This window comes from Flavobacterium sp. N3904, from assembly GCF_025947305.1.
Taxonomy (GTDB): Bacteria; Bacteroidota; Bacteroidia; order Flavobacteriales; family Flavobacteriaceae; genus Flavobacterium.
In genome coordinates this window covers 4,111,405-4,137,264 of the sequence record NZ_CP110009.1, presented here as the reverse complement: position 1 = coordinate 4,137,264, position 25,860 = coordinate 4,111,405, and the positions used below count along the sequence as shown (strand labels likewise).

Genomic DNA, 25,860 nt, shown 5'->3' with positions numbered 1-25,860 from the left:
TTAACGTGATAGTTGTGGTTTTTTTATGCTTGGCCAAAAAAGATTTTATTTTCAATTTCTCTTTATTTGTTGGTATTTAATGTGATATTGATAATTTAATATTGGTTTTTTTGAATTGTATATTTTTTGTTGTGGTTGTTTTTATACAATCGTCGTTGCTTCCTCATAAGTTTGTAATTCACTAACTAAAACTTATGAATTATGAAGTCAAATCATTTATTAATTATCTTTTTGCTTTTTTCAACTTTTGGATTTGCCCAAAAAATCAATGTTGAAGGAATTGTAAAGGAAAAAGGTTCGGGTTTACCCTTGTATGGTGTAAATGTTCAGGATAAGAATACTGGCAATACGATGTCAACCGATTTTGATGGTAAATTTACCATTAAAGGTATTTCATCTGGAACCACACTCGTATTTACTTACGTTGGATATAAAACTCAAGAGTATAAGGTTACCTCTGCAGAAACTAATGTTGTTATAATATTGGACGACGAAGCAAAAACTTTGAACGAAGTAGTTGTAATTGGATATGGAAACGTAAAGAAAAAACAAGTTACTGGTGCCGTGAGTGTGGTAAATAGTAAAACCATTGAAATACTGCAACCGATAAAAATTGAACAAGCTTTACAGGGGACTGTAACTGGGGTTACAGTAACAACTGTTGGCGGTGCTCCAGGAGCAGATATTAGTGTTCGAATTCGTGGTATTGCGACCAACGGCGAAAACAAACCAACTGCAATTATTGATGGGTATCAAGGTGATTTGAGTACATTAAATCCAAGTGATATAGAATCCCTTACCGTTCTTAAAGATGCCCAAGCAGCTATTTATGGTACTATTGGTGCAAACGGAATTATATTGGTAACCACCAAATCGGGAAAAAGAAATTCTAAAGCCAAAATATCTTTTAATTCATCAACCGGAATTCAAGAAACAAGTAGAACTATACCGTTATTGAATGCAACAGAATATGCTTTATTGCTTAATGAAAGCTACGCAAATGGAGGAAAGGCACTTCCTTATCCAAACGTTTCTGGACTAGGAAATGGAACGAATTGGCAAAAGGAAATTTTCCAAGAAGCCCCAATAATCAATTATGATTTATCTATCTCTGGAGGATCTGAAAAAATATCGTACTCTGTTAGTGGATCACATTTGGATCAACAAGGAATAGTAGGTGGTGATAAATCTGGTTTTTCTAGAAATACAGGAAGAATAGCTTTGGGTGCAGATGTTACGGATAAATTAAAACTAAAAACCAATGTAATTTATACACTTCAAACCAGAAAAACTTTGAATGATAATGGTTTGGGATCGGTTTTGTTTAATGCGTTAAATGTGCCTTCCACTCAATTGCCGTATGACAGTGCCGGAGATTACTCTTTGGTACCGAGCACCGTAGGTTTGGGTATCGAAATTATTAACCCATTAGCCCAAATTGCTAATACATACAATGATTATGAATTAAGAAAATTTAATGGAAACTTAGGATTGGATTATAAGTTTACTAATGCTTTTGTGCTTTCAGGTGCTTTTGGTTTTAATACTCAAAGCGGACAATCCAGAAATTTTGCCAAACAAATTTCTTACGGAGGTAAAGTATTTGATGTTTTAAGAAGTTCGGTTACTCAAAGTGCTGTTTTTGATAATAATTATTCTTTCGATTTATACGGGACTTATTCAAAAAAAATAGGCGATCATAATATTGTTGGAACGTTGGGAACAACAGTCTTTAAAGAATTTGGAAACGGATTATTTGCTACAGGTTTTGATGTTCCTTATAATTCTTGGGATTATGCCGATATTCATTTGGCGAATGGAATGCCAACAACAGCTCCAAACAATTCGTATAGTTATGACGAAAGAAGACTTTCTTATTTTGCTAGAGCACAATACGATTATAAAGGAAAATACCTTTTGTCGGCCATGTTGAGACGTGATTCATCTACTAAATTTGGACCAAATAATAGAATAGCTTATTTTCCATCGGCTACTGCTGGTTGGATTATTTCGGATGAAGGTTTCTTTGGAGGTGACACAGGAATTGTAAATTTCTTGAAATTAAGAGGAAGTTACGGTGTTTTAGGAAACGATCAAATTCCAAATAATGGATATGTTTCACTATTGACTGGTGAGGCAGCATACGTTTTTAATGGTGCACTTGTAAACGGTACAGCAACGGGACAAATTCCAAATCCAAATTTAAAATGGGAAGAAGCCCAGAAATTTGATGTTGGTTTGGATATGAAAATGTTTGACAGCAAAATCAATATTGTAGCCGATTATTTTATTGATACCAGAGCCGATTTATTGATTCCAAACATTCCGGTTTCCGGTATTATTGGTACAGCTGCTCCGGGAGCAAGTGCACCAACTATAAACGCAGGGGATGTTAAAAACTCAGGTTTTGAGTTTGCAATAGATTATAAAAATACTTTTTCTAATGATCTTACTTTAAGTTTGGGTTATAATGTTACTTTTATTCAAAATGAAGTTACAGCTGTAAATAACGGGACAGGTTATATTGAAGGAGGTGCTTTTAGTGTGGGGCAGCCAGCTCCGGCAAGAATGCAGGTTGGTAAACCAATAGGATATTTCTATGGATATAAAACGGATGGTATTTTTCAAAATCAAGCCGAAGTTGATGCTGCTCCATCTCAAGTAGCACTAGGCGCAGCTGCTCAAGCGGGTGATATTCGTTATGTAGATATCAACGGGGATGGTGTGATCAATACTTCAGACAGAACCGATATTGGTAGTCCAATCGCGGCAACTACGATGGGTTTTAATATTCAATTGGATTATAAAAACTTCGATTTCGTTGCATTTACGTATGCATCAATTGGAAATGACATGGTTAGAAATTACGAAAGAACGCTTTCAGATGTAAATCGTCTAGATTATGTTCTGGATCGATGGACTGGTGAAGGAACAAGCAATACAGTGCCAAGAGTTACAACTAGTGCAACATCAAATAATGTTTTCTCTGATTATTATGTAGAAGATGCTTCTTTTGTTCGTATTCAAAACATGCAAATAGGTTATTCTGTAGATCCTAATTATTTTGCTAAAGCTGGTTTAACTAAGCTAAGAGTTTATATAGGAGCCAATAATCTATACACATTTACAAAATACAAAGGATTTGATCCAGGTGCTTCTAGTGGAGCTCCTATTGGTGGCGGAATCGATTATGGTTTCTACCCAATCCCCAGAACGTATTTGTTAGGTTTAAACGTTAATTTTTAATTAGTAAAAAATGAAAAAGTATATATTTATTACAGTAGCAAGTATCGCACTGTTCTCGGCAATTTTCGTTTCATGTAGCGATAATTTTACGGAACGTGATATAGCATATTCTATAGACTCCGAAAATTATTTCAATTCCGAAGCAGATTATGATAAAGCATTGATTGGAGCCTATGATTTACTTCAATCTACTTATATCAATGTTTTAATGGGAGAAATAGCATCGGATAATACCTTAGCAGGGGGAGAAAGTCCTACGGATGTTATCGGCTTTCAGCAAATTGACGATATGACCCAAACGCCAACAAACGATCAACTTAAAAATTTGTGGGATTGGATGTTTGCAGGGGTTCAAAGAGCAAATTACATATTGGAATTTAAAGACAAAACTGACTTTGCAGGAAAAACACAAGTCATTGCAGAAACACGTTTTCTTAGAGCCTACTATCATTTTGAATTAGTAAAATGGTTTGGAGGAATTCCATTGAATGGAGATAAAAGATTTGCCCCTGGTGATGAGACTTCAGTGCCTCGTGCTTCTATTCCAGAGGTATATGCCTCTATTGAAGCCGACTTGATTTATGCTTCTGAAAATTTATCCCCTACAGCTTCCCAAACAGGTAGAGCTACCAAAGGTGCTGCTCTTGCTTTATTAGGGAAAGCCTATTTGTATCAAAGGAAGTTTCCAGAAGCGGCTGCTGCCTTAGAACAAGTAATTGCTTCTTCAAAATATTCTTTGGTTCCAGACTATGCATCCATCTTTGAAATGGCGGGAGAAAATGGACCAGAATCTATTTTCGAAGTGCAATATACCGATGTTGAGGGAGCTGGTTTTGGTTGCTTGCAATGTAGCGAAGGAAACGTAGCAGTAGGATTCAGTGGCGTAAGAAATTATACGGGACCAAAATATACTTCTGGTTTTAGTTTTAATGTGCCCACTCAGGAAACTTATAATGCTTTTGAAGTTGGAGACACGAGATTGCCGGCATCTTTATTGGATATCGCAACTTGGGCTGCAGCAAATAATGCAACATATGGCAAAGGAAATGAAGATACAGGATTTTTTAATCAAAAGTATCTTCCAAGAATAAGAAGTGGTCAGGCTGCAGGTGATTTGAATTTAACCAATCCAAACAATTATAGAGCGATTCGTTATGCCGATGTTTTGTTAATGGCTGCTGAGGCGCTTAATCGTGGTGCTATCAATGATGTAAGAGCATTAGGGTATTTGAACCAAGTGAGAGATCGAGCTTTTGGTGACACTAATCATAGAGTTACTGCAGTTGGTGCTGCATTGACTGATGTGATTTGGAATGAAAGAAGAGTAGAATTAGTTGGAGAAGGATTTCGTTTCTTCGATTTAGTTCGCACTGGTAAAGCTGCTGCTGCAATCAATGGATTTGTGGTGGGTAAAAATGAATTATTCCCAATACCTTTAGTGGAAATTCAATTTTCAAATGGTAATTGGAGTCAAAACCCTGGATATTAAAAAACTATTATTATGAAGAAATTACATTTTATTATAAGTCTTTTTGTTCTGGCAATCGCATTGGGTTGTTCAGAAGACAATAGCACGGTAGATTTGGATGCCATAGCAGCTCCAACAAATATATCAGCATTAACAACCGTAACTCAGGACAATACAGGTAATGTGACATTTTTGCCAAAAGGGGAAGGTGTCTCTCAATATCAAATCTATTTTGGAGATGGTACCACAGAACCTGCAAATGTTGCGCCTGGTCAAACAACTTCTCATAAATATGCCGAGGGTGTTTACCAAGCAAAAATTATAGGAATGACATTAAATGGAAAAAGCACAGAAGTAACACAAGAAGTGGTTGTTTCATTTAAGTCTCCAGAGAATTTAAAAGTAGTTATTACAAATGACCTAGCCGTATCCAAAAAAGTAACGGTTACTGCAACTGCCGATTTTGCGTTATTCTATGATGTTTATTTTGGAGAAGCAGGTAAACCAGACCCTATTTCGGCAAACAATGGAGCATCGGTTTCTTATGTTTATGAAGCGGCAGGAGTATATAAAATCAGAGTAGTTTCCAAAAGTGCTGCTATTAAAACAACCGAATACACGGAAGATTTTACAGTGACGCTGGTTAATAAGCCAAGCGCTTCGGCTCCAACGCCTCCAAACAGACAAGCGGCTGATGTGATTTCTATTTATGGATCAAAATACACAAACGTTCCCGGAACTAATTATTTCCCGGATTGGGGACAGGGAGGTCAAGGCAGTAGTTGGGCTGAATTTGATTTGAATGGTGACAAAATGTTGAATTATATTAACTTGAGCTACCAAGGAATTGCATTGGCAGACGGCACAACTATTGATGTTTCTAATATGGAATTCATTCACATGGATGTTTGGACAGCCGATTTGGCAAAAATAGAAACGTCTTTGATTAGTAAAACCAATGGAGAAAAACCAGTTGTAAAAGATCTTACTGCCAATCAATGGACGAGTATTGATATTCCAATTTCGGCATTTACAAGTCAAGGATTAACAGTTGCCGATATTTTTCAATTGAAATTTGTAGGCACCCCATGGGCTGGCGGATCAGTATTTATCGATAATATTTATTTCTATAAAACACCTTCTGCTGCACAAACTATTCAATTGCCTCTAGATTTTGAATCCAGTACTTTGACTTATGCTTGGACCGGTTTTGGTAATGCAAGTTTTGGGCCAATTCCAGCAGCAGTAGTGGTTAATCCTGATAAAACTGGGTTGAATGTGTCCAATAAAGTGGTAAAAATCGATAAACTTTCAGGTGCTCAAGTATGGGCTGGTGCAAGTTTGAATTTAGATGCTAAAGTAGACTTTTCAAAAGGAACCAAAGTAAAAGTTACTGTTTGGTCTCCAAAAGTTGGAGCTAAGATTTTGTACAAAATGGAAGATTCAACTTCACCTAAAGACGGGAATGGTAATCCAACTATTAATGTAGAAGTAGAGGCAACTTCAACAGTCGCCAATGCATGGGAAGTATTGACCTTCGATCTTACCAGTTCAGCTTCTTTCAATACCGCAAATTCGTATGACAGAGTAATATTATTCCCAGATTTTGGAGTAGCTGGAACTGGTTCTACTTATTATTTTGATGATATTAAACAATTCTAAAATTAAAGGAACATGAAAAAAATAGTTTTAAATATAATAACCATTTTTAGTTTACTGCTAATGGTGAATTGTCAGGAAGATAATTATTCTTTCGGGGCATTAGATGCGCCTTCTAATCTTAAAATAACTGTTGATGTAATAGGAAAAACAGATCAAACTCCAAATGGAGATGGTTCTGGGAAAGTAAAATTTACAACCACTGCAGATAATGCTATTTCGTATAAATACATTTTTGGTGATGGAATTACAGAGAATTCTCCTGGTGGTGTTTCAGAACATCTTTTTACAACTGTAGGTGTCAATACGTATACGGTAACTGTTATTGCATCCGGAAGAGGCGGTATTACAACCAATACAACTGTAGATGTGACTGTACTGAGTAATTTTAGTGATGAAAAATCGACTGCATTACTTACAGGCGGAACTGCAACTGGTAAAATATGGTATGTTGCTGCTGCAGAAAAAGGACATTTAGGTGTAGGACAAAATGATAATGATCCTACTAAAAATTATTATGCTAATTATTATCAAGCAGCCCCTTTTGAAAAATCGGCCTCTTGTTTCTATGATGGTACTTATACTTTTGCTTTGGTAAACGGTAAAATAGAATACAAACAAGATAACAAAGGAAATACCTTTTTTCAAAATTCCTACAAAAGTGTTGGTGGTGGCACAAATGGTGGTGATGATCAATGCTTACCTTACAGTACTGCAGGAATCAAAACAGTAGCTTTAAGCCCTTCAACATCCTTTGTTTCCAAAAATCCTGATGCTGCAAAAGAAACTACAGGAACAGTAATGAACTTTTCTGACGGAGGTTTTATGGGTTATTATGCCGGTGCTACTCAATATGAGATTTTGTCAATTACAGAAAACCGAATGGTAGTTCGTTTTGTACAAGGTAATAATGCTGGTTTGGCTTGGTATCAAATATTTACTACTTCACCTCCTGTTGCAGCAGATGATACGGTTTATACCAACCTAGTTTGGTCGGATGAATTTAATACTGATGGAGCTCCTGATGCTACAAAATGGACGTATGATCTTGGTGCTAATGGTTGGGGTAATAATGAAAAACAAAATTACACCAATCTTGCAAAAAACGTTAAAGTTCAAGGAGGAAGCCTTATAATCACTGCTATTAAAGAAGCTTCTGGTGGTGCTGAATATTCTTCGGCTCGTATTAAAACACAAGGATTATATGATTTTAAATACGGTACTATCGAAATGAAAGCCAAAATGCCAACTGGGGCAGGAACATGGCCTGCTTTTTGGGCATTAGGTACTGCAGCAGTTGCTTGGCCAGCAAATGGTGAAATTGATTTTATGGAATTTATTGGTGCAAAACCACTGCAAACACAATCTGCTTTGCACTACTCTGGTCATTCGGGAGGAGATGCTCCAGTTAAAACAACAGTAATCGCTAACGCAAATAGCGAATTTCATATCTATAAAACCATTTGGTCACCAAAAACGATTCGATTCTATTTAGACGGTGCTTTGTACTTCACTTTTGACAATTCGGATACTACATTGCCATTTCACAATAATTTCTTTATGATTTTGAATGTAGCTATGGGAGGTTCTCTTGGAGGGACTATCGATCCTGCTTTTACACAATCTTCTATGGAGGTTGATTATGTAAAAGTATATCAATAATAAATAATAAAATGCATCAATTGTAAGTAGGTTGGCTCCGGCTAACTTACTTGCACATTGATTGTATTTATAAAGTTAATCTCAATTTATAGTCCAAAATACGAAATTATCGAACCTCAGTTCTAATTTTCAAGAAAGATTTAAGATTGTATAAAACCATAGAATTCTACACTAATATTTTTTCTAAACACTCAATTAAACAAATTTTAATGTTTTTTAGATTCTGATTTTCATTTTTAAAAAACGTTCAAATTAAGTATATAAATATGCGAAAAATTATTTTTTTACTTCTCTTTTGGAATTGTACATCCACTATTTATTCTCAAGCAGATAAGGTTACTATAGATCAAAATAAATCTGGATTTAAACTCAAGGTTAACGGACAAGATTTTATTGTCAATGGCATGAATTGGGATTATTTCCCTATTGGCAAAAATTACACTTATATCCTTTGGGAACAGCCAGAGGAAATGATCAAAAAAGCATTGGATAATGAAATGCCATTGTTAAAAAATATGGGGGTAAATACCATTCGAGTTTACACGGGTATTCCCAAAAAATGGATTGAATATATTTATAATAAGTACGGCATTTATACGATGCTCAATCATTCATTTGGACGATATGGTTTGTTAATAAACGGAGCTTGGGTTGCTAATACTGAATATTCAAACCCTAGTACTCGTGAATTACTATTAAAAGAGGTTAAACAATTAGCCTCAGATTATAAAAACACCAAAGGGTTGCTATTGTTCTTATTGGGTAATGAAAACAACTACGGTTTGTTTTGGGAAGGCGCAGAAACTGAGAATATTCCAGTGCAAGACCGAAAATCTACTGCCCGTGCTCAAGGTTTGTATCAATTGTTAAATGAGTCTGCCGTTGTCATGAAAACAATAGATAATTCGCATCCAATTGCAATTTGTAATGGTGATCTTCTTTTTCTGGATCTGATAGCAAAAGAGTGCCCAGATGTTGATGTTTTTGGAATCAATGTGTATCGCGGAATTTCTTTTGGCAATATGTTTGAAAGGGTGAAAAAAGAATATGCAAAACCTATTTTGTTTACTGAATTTGGTTCGGATGCTTTTAATGCCATAACTAATAATGAAGATCAAAATGCACAAGCAACTATTCTAAAAGGAAACTGGCAAGAAATTTATGAAAATGCTGCGGGTGTTGGCAAAAGCGGAAATTGTATTGGTGGTTTTACCTTTCAATTTAGCGATGGTTGGTGGAAAACGGGACAAACTATAAATCTTGACATCCATGATACTAGTGCATCTTGGGGTAACGGAGGTTACATTTTTGATTTTAAAAAAGGAAAAAATAACATGAATGAAGAATGGTTCGGCATTTGTGCCAAAAGACCAACAACAGAAAACGGAATGTATGAATTACAACCAAGATCGGCCTATTATATATTGAAAAAAGTACATCAGCTTAATCCATATACTAACAGCAATTCATTAGAGAAACTAAAAAATAATTTTGATAAAATTAAAGTAATTGAAACTTCAAAATAAGGCAGAATACAGTAATTGTAAAACACGAAATAAAAATATATAAAAGCATAAAAACATGAAGATAGTCGAATTAGAAGGAGAGAAATATTATAAAATCGAAAACCACGATTCAATAAGACCTTTTTTTATGAGCATCGTTAGTGATTCCAATCATTGGTTGTTTATTTCAAGTAATGGAGGACTTACAGCAGGTAGAAAAAACGCAGAATTTGCTCTTTTTCCTTACTATACAGATGATAAAATAACCGAATTTGCAGATATTACTGGAAGTAAATCGATATTTCAAATTCATTTAGAAGACAAAGTATTGGTTTGGGAACCTTTTTCGGAACGTTTTAATGAAAATTATAACTTAACTAGAAATTTATATAAAAACTTTTACGGAAATAAAGTCATCTTCGAAGAAATTCATAACGATTTGCAACTGACTTTCAGATACCAATGGAGTTCTAGCAACCTTTTTGGATTTGTCAAAAAATCGGAGATTATAAACAATGCTAATAAAGACTATGATATTACAGTTTTAGACGGCATACAAAATATAATACCACACGGAGTAGGCAGTGATTTACAAAATAGTACCAGTAATCTAGTTGATGCCTATAAAAGAAGCGAATTGCAAACTGAAAGTGGTTTGGGAATATTTGCTCTGAGCGCCATAATCGTTGATAGAGCAGAGCCAAGTGAAGCACTAAAGGCTAATATTGTTTGGTCATTGGGAATGAATAATCCAACTCATTTATTGTCTTCAAAACAACTTCCTGCTTTTAGAAAGTTGCAAAAAATAACTGGAGAAACGGATATAAAAGGCGAAAAAGGTGCTTATTTTATTTCGAATGAGTTGCATTTGCCTCAAAACACTTCTAAAGATTGGAAAATTATTGCCAATGTTAATCAAAATCAATCTCAAGTGATTCAGTTGTGTCAGTCAATACTCCATGATAAAACGCTGGAAAAACAACTTATTGATGATGTAGAATTAGGCAAACAAAACTTAATTGCATTGAATGCAGGGGCTGATGGTTTGCAATTTACGGCTGATAAATTAATCGATACTCGCCATTTTGCTAATACGCTTTTCAATATAATGCGTGGAGGTATTTTTGACGAAAATTATCAAATTGGTAAAAAAGATTTTGCACAATATGTAGCCAAAGCAAATTCTGAGGTGTTTGAAAAAAATCAAGTATTTTTCGAAAATTTAAAAGAGAAGTTCTCTTATATCGAGTTGCTTCAATTAATCGAAAAGGAAGCGGATAATGATTTAGTAAGATTGTGTACCGAATATTTGCCATTAAAGTTTAGTCGCAGACACGGAGATCCAAGTCGTCCTTGGAATAAATTTTCGATCAATACTCGTAGTGAAATAGACGATTCTAAAATTTTGGATTACGAAGGAAACTGGAGAGATATTTTTCAAAACTGGGAAGCCTTAGCTTATGCTTATCCCAATTTTATTGAAGGAATGATTTCTAAATTCCTGAATGCTTCAACGTTTGATGGCTATAACCCATACCGCGTAACAAAAGGCGGTTTTGATTGGGAAGCAATAGAACATGATAATCCATGGTCGTATATTGGCTATTGGGGAGATCATCAAATTGTTTACTTATTGAAGTTTTTAGAATTTATAGAAAAGTACTATCCTGGGAAGCTAAATTCTTATTTTGATAAAGATTGTTTTGTGTATGCTGCTGTTCCTTACACTATAAAAGCGTATCAAGAGATCTTGAAAAATCCAAAAGATACTATAGAATACAATTATGTTTGGGAGAAAAAAATAAATGAACAGAGAGCCAAAATTGGTGCTGATGGCGCATTGATCGTTAATGCAAACAATGAAATTTATCATGTAAATTTTATCGAAAAAATTTTAGCAACAGTTTTGGCCAAAATGTCAAACTTTATCCCAGAAGGCGGGATTTGGATGAACACCCAAAGACCAGAATGGAATGATGCCAATAATGCTTTGGTAGGAAATGGAGTGTCTATGGTTACACTTTATTATTTGCGCAGGTTTTTAAAAACTTTTCAAAATATACTGGAAAATTCTACATTAGAGAATGTAAGTATTTCGACCGAAATGGTTGGTTTTTACCATAGTATCCGAGAATGTTTGTTAGGAAATGAGAGTGTGCTTTCGGGTAAAATAGACGATAAAAGACGCAAGAAGATTCTAGATCAATTAGGCTTAGCAGCTTCAGAATACAGATTGAATATTTATAAAAATGGATTCTCAGACAAAAAGAGAGCTTTGTCAATTGATAGTTTGAAACAATTTGCAAAAGTAAGTTTAGCGTACATTGATCATTCAATTCAAGCCAATCAAAGACCAGATAAATTGTATCACGCTTATAATTTAATGTCTGTTGACAATGATGGAGTAATTGTTTCGTACCTGAGTGAAATGCTCGAAGGTCAGGTAGCTGTTTTGAGTTCAGGATATTTGGATGCAAAAGCTTCATTGGAAATAATAGATGCTTTAAGAAATAGTGCTTTGTATCGTCCAGATCAAAATAGTTATATTTTGTATCCAAACAAAGAATTGCCAAAATTCTTAGAAAAAAATAATATTCCTAAAGCAAGTGTTGAAAAATCTATTTTATTGACAAAATTAATTGCGACTTCAAATAATGCAATTATAAATAGAGATGTAAAAGGAGATTATCATTTTAATGGAAACTTCCACAATGCAAATGACTTAAAAGCGGCTTTGGTTCAACTTGAAAATGAAGAAGAATATCAAGTTTTAGCCAAAAAAGAAGCAGATGAAATTCTTCAAATATTTGAAGATGTATTCAATCACAAGGCTTTTACAGGAAGATCCGGGACATTCTTTGGTTATGAGGGCTTAGGTTCTATTTACTGGCACATGGTTTCCAAACTGCATTTGGCAGTACAAGAAGTAATCGAAAAAGCGCATGCAGATAATGCTGATGATACTGTAATTCTAGAATTGTCTAAACATTATGCTGCAATTGGTGACGGTATTGGCGTACATAAATCTCCAGAAGTATATGGTGCATTTCCAACGGATCCCTACTCGCATACTCCTTCGCATAGAGGCGCGCAACAGCCAGGAATGACGGGACAAGTTAAAGAAGATGTTTTAACTCGAAAAGGCGAATTGGGTGTGAAAATAAAAAATGGTCAACTTTCATTTGAGCCTACTTTACTAAATGAAAATCAATTTTTGCAACAAGAGGAAATCGTGAGTTTTATTGATTTTGGCAACAAACCTTATTCAATAACTTTAGATAGAGGAAGTCTAGCATTTACAGTTTCTCAGGTGCCAATTGTTTATAAAAAAGGAAATGCGAATCAAGTTGAAGTGAAATACAAAGATGGTAAAACCGAAACTGTTTCCACTTTGACTTTGAATCATGAAAACAGTCAAAAAATATTCAACCGTACAGGGGAAATCACTCAAGTAACAGTTTCTATTAATTGATAGTAAGATGAAGAAAATCAAAGTCTTATTGGTACTATTGCTAATGTCTGTTTTGTTTAGCAATTGCAAGAGCATGAATTCCGTGCCTGCCGAAATAACTGCCGAGAAAATTTTAGGAAATCCCAATTATCTGGCCATGTGCTATGGAGGCTATAGAGACAAAACCAGGGATATTGAACCTACCGTTTCTCAAATAACAGATGATTTAAGAATCCTTTCGGCAATGAATATCAAAGTGCTTCGAACTTATAATGTGCATCATACTGAAATTTCTAATTTATTGAAAGCGATAAGAATAGTAAAGAAAGAGAATCCAAATTTTGAAATGTATGTAATGTTAGGAGTATGGATTGATTGTAAAAATTCTTGGACATCAAATCCGCTTATCCGAAATGAAGACAGTGAACGCAATCCAATAGAAATTGCCGAAGCTGTAAAATTAGCAAATGAATATCCTGATATCGTAAAGATTATTTCTGTCGGAAATGAAGCAATGGTAAAATGGGCATGGGCGTATTATGTCGAACCAAGTATTATATTGAAATGGGTAAATTATTTGCAAGATTTAAAGAAACAGCAAAAATTAGGCAAAGAGGTATGGATAACAAGCTCCGATAATTTTGCTTCTTGGGGTGGTGGGAGCAATGAATACCATGTTGAAGATTTGAATCAACTCATAAAAGCAGTCGATTATATTTCAATGCATTCGTATCCTATGCATGACACGCATTACAACCCTCAATTTTGGGGGATTTTAGAAGATGAATCACAGCTGTCAGAACGTGAAAAAGTTAATGCAGCAATGATTCGAGCAAGAGATTATAGCATTGCTCAATACAATGGTGTTTTGAATTACATGAAATCTTTGGGTGTAAATAAGCCCATTCACATTGGTGAAACTGGCTGGGCTACTGAATCTAATGAGTTTTACGGAGAATCAGGTTCAAAAGCAACAGACGAATACAAATCGGCAGTTTATTATAAACTCATGAGAGAATGGACAAACAAAGAGAAAATGTCTCTTTTCTACTTCGAGGCTTTTGATGAGCAGTGGAAAGATAAAAATATATTGGGTTCTGAAAATCATTTTGGTTTAATCAATCTTCAAGTTCGGGCAAAATATGCGCTTTGGGAAATGGTTGACAAAGGCATTTTTAAAGGTTTAACTCGTGACGGAAAACCAATTACAAAAACATATAATGGAAACGAAGAATTGTTGTGGTTGGATGTTAAAACTCCTGCTGCAGTATTAAAAAAAGTAACTAATAATGATAAGTTTTAATTCATAATAATTTTTGCTATTTATTTTTAGTACAAAACACAAAAACAAAATTCATAATTGTGCTAAAATAAATAGACCCGATCAAAAAAATACAAAAAATTGTAATCTCTAGTTTTTAAAAAATAAATAATAATTATAATAACCAAAATTCTCAAAATATGGAAAGTATTAATGTAAATCCCAAAAAAATGGTTCCAATGGGTCAAAAAATTGCCTTTGGATTAGGCATGTTAGCGAATCAAATGTTTCCTGCAGCTCTCGGTATTTTTATGGTAGTATTGGTGCAGGATTTAGGTTTTCCAGCTTGGATGTGGGGAATTTTGTTTTTTCTGCCTAGAATATTTGATGCTTTTATTGATCCGATTATGGGATTTATATCAGACAATACCCGCTCTAAATGGGGAAGAAGACGTCATTATGTTTTTATTGGAGCCATTATTATGGGGGTTTCCTTTGTTGTAATGTGGCAATTATATAGAGAAAATGGATTGGATTATAATTTTATATTCTTTCTTTTTTGGTCTTTTGTATTTTATTTAGGCTTGTCCATTTTTAGTGTTCCTTATGTAGCCATGGGGTATGAAATGAGTGATGATTTTCATGAGAGAACCAATATTATGGCAATTTCACAATGGATTGGGCAATGGGCGTGGGTAATCGCTCCTTGGTTTTGGGTGGTTATGTATGACCCAAGTTGGTTTCCAAATGCAGATACAGCAACTAGAACTTTGGCAGTTTGGGTAGGGGTTTCGTGTATGATATTGGCTATGATTCCTGCAATTTTTATTACCAGTAAATCAACAAAAGGTGAAAATAGTTTTGCTCCATTAACATTTAGTACAATAGGAGGTAGTTTAAAAGAAATTTTTAAAAGTTTCAAAGAGGCTTTTAGCAGTAAACCTTTTAGAAAACTTTGTATTGCCACTTTCTTGATTTTTAATGCTTTTAATACCGTTGCTGCCTTTTCATTTTTTATCGTTGTTTATTATCTTTTTAATGGAAGTACAGAAGCTGCAGGTATTTGGCCAACGCTTTTTGGCTGTGTTGGAGCTTTGTCAACTACATTTTTAGTAATACCGATAGTGGCTAGAATGTCTAAAAAATTAGGTAAGAAGAATGCTTTTTTAATCTGTCAGGGAATATCTGTTTTTGGCTACATATTGTTATGGTTTCTATTCATACCAGGTAAACCTTATATGTTTTTATTCGCATTGCCTTTCTTTTCTTTTGGTATTGGTAGCTTGTTTACACTGATGATGTCTATGACCGCAGATGTTTGCGATATGGATGAGTTGACTTCAGGAAAACGAAGAGAAGGAATCTTTGGAGCCATTTACTGGTGGATGGTAAAGTTTGGCTTTGCTATTGCGGGATTATTAACAGGAGTTATTATGTCTTTGGTTGGGTTCAATACAGATGCTGCAACTCAATCAGAAGGTGCAATTACTGGTTTGAGGCTTTTTTATTCGGGAATACCAATTTTAGGTACTTTGATTGCCATGTGGATAATGAGAAATTATGACTTAACTGAAGAAAAAGCTAAGCAAATTAAAGTTGAATTAGCCACCCGAAAAGAGGAAAATCTAGTGGTTGTTTCTGCTATTTTGTAGGTTTATATCTTAATTTTTAGCTACAAGGAATGTTGTTTTTATTAAATCAGTACTATTATGCAAACTTAAAAAAGTTCGGGTACTCTAATGATTTTACTTAGATGAAACAATTTGACAAAATGCTGCTATTTAAAGAATTAAGCAGTAATTTTAGTTTTTCAAAAAATAGAAACGATATGTTTTTTCTAATTGGATGTATATAAAAATAAAAAATAAATGTAAGAGCATGAGGAGACTATGGCAAAAAGAACTCATGCTTTACCTTGATTATTGCTATTAAAGGAGTAAAAGAGATGAATATTCGAAGGAAGCTAAAAGTTGAATCATTTTTAGAGGTTTTTTATTGAAGTTTAAAAACAAAATGATATTTATGAACTTTTTTCTTGCTGCATTATAAATTATTGTTAAATTTGGCAATTAATAAACCTATAAAAAACAAAAGCCTATACATTAAAATTACTTTTTAGAAGATTTCCCCCAAACCTAATTAAATCTAAAAGGAATTGTTATGGCTAATTTACAAAAATCAGACGCTTTGTTGGTAAAGGATTATGTTGCCGGTGACGAAAGTGCATTGGCTACACTAATCAAGAGACATGAATCTAAAATTTATGGATTTATTTATTCAAAAATTTCAGATAAGGACATCTCTAATGATATCTTTCAGGATACATTTATTAAAGTGATAAAAACTTTAAAAACCAGTTCGTATAACGAGGAAGGTAAGTTTTTACCTTGGATTATGAGAATAGCTCATAATCTAATAATAGATCATTTTCGAAAATCAAAAAAAATGCCGTTATATAGAGAGACAGAAGAATTTTCTATCTTTTCTGTAATGTCTGATGATTCTCTTACCATCGAAAATAAAATTATTGCAGATCAGGTAGAAATTGATATCAGAAAAATTATCGAAGGTTTACCAGCTGACCAAAAAGAAGTTTTGGTAATGCGCATGTATCAAGATATGAGTTTTAAAGAAATTTCTGAATTGACAGGTGTAAGTATCAATACTGCATTGGGTAGAATGAGATATGCATTAATGAATATGCGTAAAATTATTGACAAGCATCAAATTGTTTTGACGAATTAATAATAAATAGAAAATTCTTCCGTTGTAATATAAAATAAATTTTATACTTCATATGGAAAAGAATTACTCAAAAGCGTTGAAAATTACTAAAAAAATGAAACCAGATAAAGAAGTGGTGTCTTTTTTATTAAACTACTCTAAAGCATTGAAAATTGTAAAAACAGAGGAAAAGTTTTTTGAAATTATAGTCAATTAATTGCACTTCTTTATAAAAGTAATTTAAAGTTTGTAAATGCTTTACTTCAACAACAAATTTCACTAATTTTCATAAGAAGATTAGTGAAATTTACTGTTTATATCAGATTCGTTTTCTTGCATAAGTTTCCAAAACCGATTTTCTACCGATAGTCCTGGTGATAATATCTTTCTCCAAATCCCAACCACGAGCAGGCGAATACTCCCGTCCGTACCAAATAATTTGAAGGTGTAAATCATTCCATAATTCTTCAGGGAAAATGCGTTTGGCATCTTTTTCAGTTTGAACTACGTTTTTGCCATTCGTCAAATTCCAGCGGTACATCAATCGATGAATATGGGTATCTACAGGAAATGCCGGAACACCAAAAGCTTGCGACATCACAACACTTGCCGTTTTGTGACCTACTGCAGGTAATTCTTCCAGATATTCAAAACTTTGGGGCACTTGACCATTGTGTTTCTCAATCAAAATTTGTGACAATCCATGAATTCCCTTCGATTTCATTGGAGATAATCCACAAGGGCGAATGATTTCTTTGATTTCCTCCACAGACATTTTAATCATATCATACGGATTATCGGCCTTGGCAAAAAGCAATGGCGTAATTTGATTGACACGAACATCAGTACATTGAGCCGAAAGTAAAACCGCAATTAGTAAAGTGTAAGGATCTTTATGGTTCAACGGAATAGGGATTGTAGGATATATTTCTTTTAACGTATTTATAACAAATGTTACGCGTTGCTGTTTGGTCATTTTCATTAGATTTGAGATGTAAAGAAAAGCAATTTCAATTACAATGACAATGGCAAAATTTAAAAGTCAAAAAGTCAAAGAATCTAATAATTCAAAATATAAAAAACATGACTACATTAAAAATAGGAGATCAAGCACCTCAATTTTCAGGAATTGACCAAGACGGAAAATCACATCAATTATCTGATTATAAAGGTAAAAAATTAGTTGTTTTCTTTTATCCAAAGGCATCTACACCAGGTTGTACCGCCGAAGCCTGTGATTTAAGAGATAATTTCGAACGTTTTCAAAGCAACAATTATGCGCTTCTGGGTGTAAGTGCCGATAGTGCCAAAGCGCAAGCCAAATTCAAAGATAAATATGATTTCCCTTTTCCATTACTGGCAGATGAAGACAAGTCGGTTATTACAGCGTTCGGAGTTTGGGGCCCAAAAAAGTTTATGGGAAGAGAATATGATGGTATTCACAGAACCACCTTTGTAATAGATGAAAACGGGATCATAATCGATGTTATTTCAGAAGTAAAAACCAAAGCACATGCTGATCAGATATTAAAGTAAGCTAAATAGATTTCTAATATGTTTCAAAAACAAAAAATCCAGAAAAGAGAATTTGTCTTTTCTGGATTTTTTTTAATATCACCTTTCTTGGCATAAATGCTATTACTTGCTAGCTTCTAAAAGCGGGTTGGCTTGATATCCAAAAAGGCATTTTTCTTTAATGATTTCCGGTACACCTGGTGGTAACATCGGTTCCCAGCCTGGTTTTCCTTCACTGATCATTTTTAAGACTTCGCGGGAGAAAACTTCTAGAATCTCTGGGTTATAATCTTCAATATCAACAACTTTCCCATTGAATTTAAAGAATTTGTATAATTCTTTCATTCTAGGATGTACTTTTAGATTTTCTGAAGTTATGGTTTCGCCATCTTCGCCTAGCATTGGATATAGGAAAACTTTCATATCTCGATAGAATAATTTTCCAAAAGCTTCTAGGATTCCACCACTCAAATGGCGGTAATATTTTTCGTCAAAAATATCAACCAGATTGTTTACTCCCATAGCAAGACCCATTCGGGCTTTGGTATAATTAGAGAAGTATTCAACCACTTTATAATATTCTTGGAAATTGGAAATCATAACTGTTTGCCCCAAAGAGCATAGTAATTCAGCCCGATCCATAAAATCTCTTTCATCAATCTCTCCATCCGAGCGTAAATTGGATAATGTAATTTCAAAAATCACTAAGGTGTTTTCTTTCTCGACTTTATTTTCCTCCAAAAACATTTTTAGGGATTCCTTGTACATATCCATGTTTACTTTGGTAACCGGACGGAAGCTACCTCTAAAAGCGAGTATATTTTTCTTATATAAAATAGCCGCAGGAAGTATGTTTTTGCCTTCAGGATTGAACATTACCGCATCGGTCATGCCATTTTTTACCAATTGTAAACTCATTAATCGGTTGTCTACATCAGCAAAACGTGGACCTGAGAAATTAATTGTGTCAATTTCCAGTTGGTCTTTGTCTAAGTGATCGTATAAGTAACGCAATAATTTTTTAGGGTCATTGTATTTATAAAAAGCACCATAAATTAAATTAACTCCCAATACACCCAAAGTTTCTTGTTGTAATCTGGAATCGGTTTCTTTGAAACGTATGTGTATAATAATTTCGTTATAAGCTTCTGTTGGGTCCAATTGGTATCGAATGCCTACCCAACCATGACCTTTGAACTGCTTGGCAAAGTCAATCGTTGCAACAGTATTGGCATAACTGAAAAACATTTTGTTGGGATGCTTGGTTCTGCTTAATCGTTCTTCAATCAATTCCCCTTCAAAAGTAAGCATCTTTTTAAGACGGCTTTCGGTAACATAACGGCCGTCTTCTTCTATGCCATAAACTGCATCACTAAAGTCTTTATCATAGGCAGACATTGCTTTTGCAATTGTTCCGGACGAACCGCCTGATCTAAAAAAATGTCTTACTGTTTCTTGACCAGCTCCAATTTCAGCAAATGTTCCATAGATATTTTCGTTCAAATTAATACGAAGTGCTTTGTCCTTGATAGAAGGAATTTGCTCGATAACTTTGTCTCCTTTTAGTTTTATCTTTTGGGCTTCCATTTTTTTTGGTTTAAATTCGGCGATTATGTTACAAAGTTAATTAATTCGGCTTCTAATGAAAGAGAATTAATCCTATTTTTGTAAAAAAAAGAAACGCAATTGAAGGTATATTTTTTAGGTACAGGTACATCCCAAGGGATTCCGATTATTGGGAGTGATCATGAAGTATGTAAAAGTGCTGATTCTAAGGACAAAAGGCTCCGAGTTTCGGTTTGGATTTCATGGAAAGACCATTCTTACGTTATCGATTGCGGACCTGATTTTAGACAACAAATGTTGGCTTCCAATTGTAGAAAAGTAGACGGAATCTTATTTACTCACGAACATGCCGATCATACCGCAGGTCTGGATGATATTCGTCCGTTTAATTTTAGACAGGGAGCAATTCCTATATACGCTCACAAAAGGGTACTTGTCAATATCGAAAAACGATTTGATTACATATTTGAAACAGTCAATAAATATCCCGGTGCGCCCTCTGTAAAAACCATTGAAATTAAAAATAATGTTCCTTTTCCTATTGGCAATAAAATTGCTATTCCTATAAATGTAATGCATGGTGATCTACAGGTTTTTGGATTTAGAATTGATGATTTTGCTTATTTGACGGATGTAAAGACTATTGAAAATGCTGAAATATTAAAGTTGAAAAATTTAAAAGTACTGGTGGTAAACGCATTAAGGGAACAACCTCACAATACGCATTTTAATTTGCAGGAAGCACTAGATTTTATAGCTTTGCTAAAACCCGATAAAGCCTATCTTACACACATCAGTCATATGCTGGGGTTTCACGAGGTGGTTCAAAAAAACTTGCCAGAAAATGTATATTTAGCTTACGATAATTTAGAAATCTCAATATAATTTTATAATAAATGAAAAAATCACTCCTTCTGTATGCATTAATTTTGTCTTTGGTTTTTAATGTCTATACCTATATGTTTTTGAGCAAAGAAGTCAATTTTGAACAGGAAAAGTATAAAAAGACGACAACAAAATTAAGAGACAGTATAAAATCACTGACCAATCAATTGTCTGACGTTGATTATTTTTCATTGGAAAAAAATGAAAATGCCCAAAATTATTTTGAGTCGGCTAAGTCTGATAAAATCAGGAATTATGCTACCTTAATTCCATACGTTACAGGTCAGTTATTGGATTTGAATGCTAATCCAAAAGGGAACCCATATACCGGACAAGTCCAATTGGGAGCCACTAAATTTTCAATCAACAAAGTAAAAGTGCTGAATCACCGTTGGATTATTGCTGATTTTAGTGATGGAGAATATTGGGGCGAAGTATTATTGAAATATTTTATCAACGAAGACGAAAGCGTTTCTTTTGAAGTAAATCAGTCTGTTATATATCAGAAATAGGAGTGTTCGGTGTTCAGTTTTTAGTGTTCAGTTTATAAAGGCTTTGTAAAAAAAAGATTATTTTTTAGTTTTTGCGTATGTAAAGAACTGAATATTAAAAACTGAACACTTAACACTATTTTTCAATAAGCCAATTCTTTAAATCATAAAAATTTTGCGGAGCTACACCGTGACCGACAGGGTATTCTTTGTAGGTGATTGCAATGCCTAATTTTTCTAAAATTGCAGGTGTTTTTCTGGCCCAATCCACAGGTATAACTTGGTCTACAGTACCGTGGGATGCAAATATTTTAAGTTTGCTGAGATTGTTTTTTAAGTAATCTTCGGATGCAATTTCCAAATTGAGATAACCGCTCATCGCTACTACTTTATTGATTTTTTCTGGATATGAAAGTGCCACTGCATAACTCAAAATTGAACCTTGACTGAAACCAATCAAGTTGACATCATCGGCATCAATAGGATAATTTGCAATCAATTCGTCAATAAAATTTGCAATTTTGTCTTTTGAAATACGCGCTTGATCGTTGTCTGAAAATTTGTTTTGGTCAGCATCAAAATTGATGGCGTACCAAGCATAACTTCCGTACTGAAGATCGTAAGGTGCGCGGGCTGATACAATATAATATTCCTCTGGTAATTCTGGTGCAAACGAAAACAAATCGGCTTCGTTGCTGCCATAACCATGAAGTAATAATAATAATGGATACTTGTCAAGAATAACTTTGGGTTCTCTTATTTTATATTCTAGGGATAGATTCATTTTTTATATTTTAGAATTCGAATTTTAGAATTCAGATTTTTTTATTTAAGAAATGCTTTTAAGCCATTTTTGATAATATTCCCCAAGTAATGGAACCGGTTTTGTCTCGCCTTTTATGGCACTAAAAATTCCGTAAGACCATAAGACCGAAATAAAAATCCACATTGGTGCTGAAATCATCAAACTGTCAAAATTGCTAATGATAAGTCCTAAAGATATAAAGGTAAGCGTAAGCCCCAATCCCTGACGGATATGAAAGGAAGCAAATTCATTTTTGTCTTCACTATTCATAGACATAGCGATAAATACACCAATTCCTAAAATATAACTTGTAATGGCTGCAGTTTTTCCAGCTTCTATTGTGTTGTTCATTATTTTTATCCTAAAATTAATTTTCCCTGATTAAAAATACCATACACTTTTCCTTTTAGATTGGTGCCTAAAAATGCTGAATTTTTTGATTTAGAAAGTATATTTTCTTTAGTAAAAACACTAGCGCCTTCAGGATTGAATAAAGTAATATTGGCAATTTCGCCTTCGCTAATAATTGGATTTGAGATACTGAAAATAGCTTTTCCAATAGTAAATTTATCGATTATCGTTTCTAATGGAAGTACAGTCATCAAAGCGCCAAATGCACTTTCGAGTCCGATTGTTCCATTTTTTGCCAAATCAAATTCCATTTTTTTGTGTTCTATGTCGATCGGATTATGATCGGACGTGATTAAATCGATGGTTCCGTCCAAAATTCCATTGATCAATGCTTGTCTATCACTTTCTGTTTTTAATGGGGGAGTGACTTTATAACGGGTGTCAAATCCTTCTAATTTCTCATCTGTCAATACCAAATGATGAACGGTTGCGCTACAAGTAACATTCAATCCTTTCGCTTTAGCTTCTTTAATCAATTGCACTGATTTTGCTGAAGAAATAGTTGGAATATGCATTTTACCTCCCGTGTATTCCAACAAAAACAAGTTTCTGGCAATTTGTATTTCTTCGGCCAAATCTGGAATGCCTTTTAGACCCAATCGAGTGGAAACTACCCCTTCGTTAGCAACTCCATTTCCTTTTATTTTGTCATCTTGAGCAAAAGCGATTACCAATCCGTCAAAATCTTGTACGTATTGCAAAGCTATTTTTAGCAAATTGGCATTGTCCAAATTTTTGGTGTAATCGCCAAAAGCTACTGCTCCAGAATTTTTCATATCGAACAATTCAGCCATGTCTTTACCATCACTTTCTTTGGTTAAAGCTCCAATTGGAAAAAGTTGTGTAGCAAAACCATTGGCTTTGTTTTTTACAAAATTAACCTGTGCTTGGTTATCTATGATTGGAAAAGAGTTGGGTTGCAATGCAATAGCTGTAAAACCGCTTTTGGCAGCAACTTCCAGTCCATTTGCTATGGTTTCCCGGTCTTCAAAACCAGGTTCTCCAAGGGAAACACTGCTGTCAAACCATCCTTGCGAAACATGAAGATTGTCTAGCTTTAGTTCTTCGATTTTATCTGGATTGGGAAGTGATTTTCCAATTTTTTTTATAAAACCATCAACAATTAAAAGATCTATAGTCTGATTGTGAAAAGGACTTTTTGAATCGATAATTTTGGCGCTTCGGATGATTATTTTCATGTGTTTGGTGTCGTTTTTAGAAACTGAATTTTTATTTCACAAATTTGATAATTGCCATTTCCAATGCAAGGAAGAGTAGCGCAAAGATAATAAACCATTTCCAAATTTGATTGTCACTTCGGCTGGTTTGTAACGTATCAAAAATGGTTGCGATGGAATCACTTGTTTTATAATCGGATAATATATTTTCGTTGTCTTGATCCAGATTGCTCTCGGTTCTAGAATAATTAAAACTGAGGTTTTCTATTGGTTTTTTGGAATCATAAATCGTGTAATTACCTGCTTTTTCTGGCAGATCATTAAAAAATAATTGAACTTTATTGTTTAATTGTTGCTGCACCGGAATGAATTGTTCTTCTGTATTTTTTACCGTTAGAATTTCATCTTTAGACAACAAAACAGGAACAAGATAGGAAGTGTTATTCCCAATAGTATTGGCATTAATACCACTGTTTTGCTTGCTTAAAGCCATTTTGTAAAATACAGGAACAATCAACGGAGACTGTTGAAAGTTTGAATTCAAAGTGTTTAATGGTGCCGAAAACACATAAACTGAGGAAACAGCATTTCGTACCCCTATTAAAAATGGGGATTGATCCTCAAAATTTAAAATTGCCGGACTGCTATTAGAAATAGTAAAATCTTTTTTGGTCTTTGGATATTGAAAATTATTGATTTTATTTTCGAAAACACCGGCGAATAATGGATGACTAAAATTGATTTTGGTAATTAATTTTTCATTCGATTCTAACGATTGGAATTGTGTGGAGCCAAATTGATTCAGTAATGCATTTAAATCAGAAATTGAAGCCTTTTCGGACGGAATTACAATGAGGTTTCCGCCTTTGTTTACAAAAGATTTTAAAGTAGTTTGTAATGCTTGAGGGATTTCATCCAGTTCGTTCAAAACAATTGCATCTTGTTGGTCAATGCTGTTGTAATCCAAAGTTCCTAAAGTGTAATTTTGATAATTAAATTCATCATTTGTGTAAATTCGAGCTAGGAAATTGCTTTTTTCTGCGGTTCCAATACTGACAACATTTACCTTTTTTATTTTTGAAATGCTAAAAAATAACTTGTTGTCGTAAGCTAAATCGTTGTCTTCTATGGAAACATAGCCATGAAAAGCTTGCTTCGGAATGGTGAAATTGATGGTTTCTTTTTTGTTTTTAAAATTAATGATAGTTTTGGCAATCAGTTTGTTTTGATTGTACAAAGCAACAGGAACGGGTTTGAAGTCTGTACTGTAATTTGTGGTAGTGACACTCAGTTCGTAAAAATCATCTAATGTCTGACGAATAAAAACACTGTCAATAGCTACGTTGTTTTTTTGCTCTGCTTTTGGAATAATAAAATACGGAATATTTTCGGTGCCAATATTTTTCAATTGATTTGGAGTTAGGCCCACCGCATCTGTAATAATTACAATGTCTTTTTTGAAAGCTGATTTATGGGCTTTAACTTTGGCTATAATGTTGTCCAATAGAAAAGGAGTTGCACTGTATTTTAAATTTTGCAATTCACTTCGAATGGTTTTTATGTCTGTATTCCAGTAATTATCAGTATTGGTCAATAAAGAGAAATTGACATTTTCAGGAGTTTCCTCCAATAATTCTTGAATCGCACGTTTTAACAATTCTCCTTTCTTTCCTTTGGCTTGCATACTAAAAGAATTGTCAAGAATAATGTACATTTCATTGTTGGCATTTTTGTTGTCTTTTGACTCAAAAAAAGGCTGGGCAAAGGCAAGAATAATGCAGGTTAGCAATAGCATTCTACAAGCTAAAAGCAACCATTTTTTGATTTTGGAGCTTTTCCGGGTTTGAATCGAAAGTGCTTTTAGGAATCGTACATTGGTAAAATATTCTTTTTTGAAACGTCTTAATTGAAATAAATGCACCAAAATTGGAACAATCAGTAAGAATAGAAAGTATAGAATTTCGGGTTGTTTAAAGTGCATTCTGAGATTTTGTTTGCTTCACAGGATTTTATAACAATGGAGTTCATTGAAT

19 protein-coding genes are annotated in these 25,860 nt (G+C 34.0%); 13 read left to right on the top strand and 6 right to left on the bottom strand.

Features of this window, described 5'->3' with window-relative positions; translation table 11 throughout:
• Positions 1–201: 201 nt before the first annotated feature.
• The 10 genes from OLM57_RS17685 (at position 202) to OLM57_RS17640 (ending at position 17,193) form a co-directional block, all read left to right on the top strand.
• A complete protein-coding gene (locus OLM57_RS17685; RefSeq protein WP_264565010.1) occupies positions 202–3,246 on the top strand; it encodes a SusC/RagA family TonB-linked outer membrane protein in 3,045 nt (1,014 codons plus the stop codon).
• Between the two features lie 10 nt (positions 3,247–3,256).
• Positions 3,257–4,735, top strand: coding sequence for a RagB/SusD family nutrient uptake outer membrane protein (locus tag OLM57_RS17680; protein WP_264565009.1), 1,479 nt, complete (start codon positions 3,257–3,259; stop codon positions 4,733–4,735).
• A 12-nt stretch (positions 4,736–4,747) separates the two neighbouring features.
• Entirely contained in the window at positions 4,748–6,376 is a 1,629-nt protein-coding gene (locus OLM57_RS17675; protein ID WP_264565008.1) for a hypothetical protein, read from the top strand.
• Positions 6,377–6,388: 12 nt separating this feature from the next.
• Entirely contained in the window at positions 6,389–8,035 is a 1,647-nt protein-coding gene (locus OLM57_RS17670; RefSeq protein ID WP_264565007.1) for a glycoside hydrolase family 16 protein, read from the top strand.
• 266 nt (positions 8,036–8,301) lie between these two features.
• Positions 8,302–9,561: a glycoside hydrolase family 2 TIM barrel-domain containing protein gene (locus tag OLM57_RS17665; protein ID WP_264565006.1), complete on the top strand. Its 1,260-nt coding sequence runs from the start codon at positions 8,302–8,304 to the stop codon at positions 9,559–9,561.
• Between the two features lie 55 nt (positions 9,562–9,616).
• The gene (locus OLM57_RS17660) at positions 9,617–13,012 is read left to right on the top strand and encodes a hypothetical protein (protein WP_264565005.1); all 3,396 of its coding nucleotides are present in this window, start codon (positions 9,617–9,619) and stop codon (positions 13,010–13,012) included.
• 7 nt (positions 13,013–13,019) lie between these two features.
• Entirely contained in the window at positions 13,020–14,294 is a 1,275-nt protein-coding gene (locus OLM57_RS17655) for a glycosyl hydrolase family 17 (RefSeq protein ID WP_264565004.1), read from the top strand.
• 158 nt (positions 14,295–14,452) lie between these two features.
• Positions 14,453–15,904 (top strand): MFS transporter, encoded by a 1,452-nt coding sequence (locus OLM57_RS17650; RefSeq protein ID WP_264565003.1) that lies wholly within the window; start codon positions 14,453–14,455, stop codon positions 15,902–15,904.
• Between the two features lie 508 nt (positions 15,905–16,412).
• Entirely contained in the window at positions 16,413–16,997 is a 585-nt protein-coding gene (locus OLM57_RS17645) for an RNA polymerase sigma factor (RefSeq protein ID WP_264565002.1), read from the top strand.
• A 52-nt stretch (positions 16,998–17,049) separates the two neighbouring features.
• On the top strand, positions 17,050–17,193 hold the full coding sequence (locus tag OLM57_RS17640; protein ID WP_264565001.1) for a hypothetical protein: 144 nt from the start codon (positions 17,050–17,052) through the stop codon (positions 17,191–17,193).
• Between the two features lie 102 nt (positions 17,194–17,295).
• Here OLM57_RS17640 and OLM57_RS17635 read toward each other — a convergent pair whose 3' ends face one another.
• Positions 17,296–17,952, bottom strand: a complete 657-nt coding sequence (locus tag OLM57_RS17635) for an endonuclease III domain-containing protein (protein WP_264566925.1) — start codon at positions 17,950–17,952, stop codon at positions 17,296–17,298.
• Positions 17,953–18,059: 107 nt separating this feature from the next.
• On the opposite strand from OLM57_RS17635, the gene bcp reads away from it, so the two are divergent.
• Complete coding sequence (gene bcp / locus OLM57_RS17630; RefSeq protein ID WP_264565000.1) at positions 18,060–18,512, top strand: thioredoxin-dependent thiol peroxidase; 453 nt, start codon at positions 18,060–18,062, stop codon at positions 18,510–18,512.
• Between the two features lie 102 nt (positions 18,513–18,614).
• Here the strand turns inward: bcp and OLM57_RS17625 are convergent, their stop codons facing one another.
• Complete coding sequence (locus OLM57_RS17625) at positions 18,615–20,078, bottom strand: TonB-dependent receptor (protein WP_264564999.1); 1,464 nt, start codon at positions 20,076–20,078, stop codon at positions 18,615–18,617.
• Positions 20,079–20,177: 99 nt separating this feature from the next.
• Between OLM57_RS17625 and OLM57_RS17620 the strand changes: the two genes are divergently transcribed.
• Both OLM57_RS17620 and OLM57_RS17615 read left to right on the top strand, forming a co-directional pair.
• Positions 20,178–20,942: an MBL fold metallo-hydrolase gene (locus OLM57_RS17620; protein WP_264564998.1), complete on the top strand. Its 765-nt coding sequence runs from the start codon at positions 20,178–20,180 to the stop codon at positions 20,940–20,942.
• A gap of 11 nt (positions 20,943–20,953) precedes the next feature.
• The gene (locus tag OLM57_RS17615) at positions 20,954–21,454 is read left to right on the top strand and encodes a hypothetical protein (protein WP_264564997.1); all 501 of its coding nucleotides are present in this window, start codon (positions 20,954–20,956) and stop codon (positions 21,452–21,454) included.
• 115 nt (positions 21,455–21,569) lie between these two features.
• Here OLM57_RS17615 and OLM57_RS17610 read toward each other — a convergent pair whose 3' ends face one another.
• From OLM57_RS17610 to OLM57_RS17595, 4 genes are read right to left on the bottom strand one after another with little or no spacing between them, the layout of a single operon-like run.
• The gene (locus OLM57_RS17610) at positions 21,570–22,217 is read right to left on the bottom strand and encodes an alpha/beta hydrolase (RefSeq protein ID WP_264564996.1); all 648 of its coding nucleotides are present in this window, start codon (positions 22,215–22,217) and stop codon (positions 21,570–21,572) included.
• A 45-nt stretch (positions 22,218–22,262) separates the two neighbouring features.
• The gene (locus OLM57_RS17605; protein ID WP_219316580.1) at positions 22,263–22,589 is read right to left on the bottom strand and encodes a hypothetical protein; all 327 of its coding nucleotides are present in this window, start codon (positions 22,587–22,589) and stop codon (positions 22,263–22,265) included.
• 5 nt (positions 22,590–22,594) lie between these two features.
• Positions 22,595–23,848 (bottom strand): dihydroorotase, encoded by a 1,254-nt coding sequence (locus tag OLM57_RS17600; protein ID WP_264564995.1) that lies wholly within the window; start codon positions 23,846–23,848, stop codon positions 22,595–22,597.
• Between the two features lie 31 nt (positions 23,849–23,879).
• A complete protein-coding gene (locus tag OLM57_RS17595) occupies positions 23,880–25,808 on the bottom strand; it encodes a vWA domain-containing protein (RefSeq protein WP_264564994.1) in 1,929 nt (642 codons plus the stop codon).
• Positions 25,809–25,860 lie beyond the last annotated feature (52 nt).

Excerpts from the sequence above, each read along its gene's own strand:
- OLM57_RS17685 (WP_264565010.1), top strand. The coding sequence starts at position 202 with ATGAAGTCAAATCATTTATTAATTATCTTTTTGCTTTTTTCAACTTTT.
- OLM57_RS17680 (WP_264565009.1), top strand. The coding sequence starts at position 3,257 with ATGAAAAAGTATATATTTATTACAGTAGCAAGTATCGCACTGTTCTCG.
- OLM57_RS17675 (WP_264565008.1), top strand. The coding sequence starts at position 4,748 with ATGAAGAAATTACATTTTATTATAAGTCTTTTTGTTCTGGCAATCGCA.
- OLM57_RS17670 (WP_264565007.1), top strand. The coding sequence starts at position 6,389 with ATGAAAAAAATAGTTTTAAATATAATAACCATTTTTAGTTTACTGCTA.
- OLM57_RS17665 (WP_264565006.1), top strand. The coding sequence starts at position 8,302 with ATGCGAAAAATTATTTTTTTACTTCTCTTTTGGAATTGTACATCCACT.
- OLM57_RS17660 (WP_264565005.1), top strand. The coding sequence starts at position 9,617 with ATGAAGATAGTCGAATTAGAAGGAGAGAAATATTATAAAATCGAAAAC.
- OLM57_RS17655 (WP_264565004.1), top strand. The coding sequence starts at position 13,020 with ATGAAGAAAATCAAAGTCTTATTGGTACTATTGCTAATGTCTGTTTTG.
- OLM57_RS17650 (WP_264565003.1), top strand. The coding sequence starts at position 14,453 with ATGGAAAGTATTAATGTAAATCCCAAAAAAATGGTTCCAATGGGTCAA.
- OLM57_RS17645 (WP_264565002.1), top strand. The coding sequence starts at position 16,413 with ATGGCTAATTTACAAAAATCAGACGCTTTGTTGGTAAAGGATTATGTT.
- OLM57_RS17640 (WP_264565001.1), top strand. The coding sequence starts at position 17,050 with ATGGAAAAGAATTACTCAAAAGCGTTGAAAATTACTAAAAAAATGAAA.
- OLM57_RS17635 (WP_264566925.1), bottom strand. The coding sequence starts at position 17,952 with ATGACCAAACAGCAACGCGTAACATTTGTTATAAATACGTTAAAAGAA.
- bcp (WP_264565000.1), top strand. The coding sequence starts at position 18,060 with ATGACTACATTAAAAATAGGAGATCAAGCACCTCAATTTTCAGGAATT.
- OLM57_RS17625 (WP_264564999.1), bottom strand. The coding sequence starts at position 20,078 with ATGGAAGCCCAAAAGATAAAACTAAAAGGAGACAAAGTTATCGAGCAA.
- OLM57_RS17615 (WP_264564997.1), top strand. The coding sequence starts at position 20,954 with ATGAAAAAATCACTCCTTCTGTATGCATTAATTTTGTCTTTGGTTTTT.
- OLM57_RS17610 (WP_264564996.1), bottom strand. The coding sequence starts at position 22,217 with ATGAATCTATCCCTAGAATATAAAATAAGAGAACCCAAAGTTATTCTT.
- OLM57_RS17605 (WP_219316580.1), bottom strand. The coding sequence starts at position 22,589 with ATGAACAACACAATAGAAGCTGGAAAAACTGCAGCCATTACAAGTTAT.
- OLM57_RS17600 (WP_264564995.1), bottom strand. The coding sequence starts at position 23,848 with ATGAAAATAATCATCCGAAGCGCCAAAATTATCGATTCAAAAAGTCCT.
- OLM57_RS17595 (WP_264564994.1), bottom strand. The coding sequence starts at position 25,808 with ATGCACTTTAAACAACCCGAAATTCTATACTTTCTATTCTTACTGATT.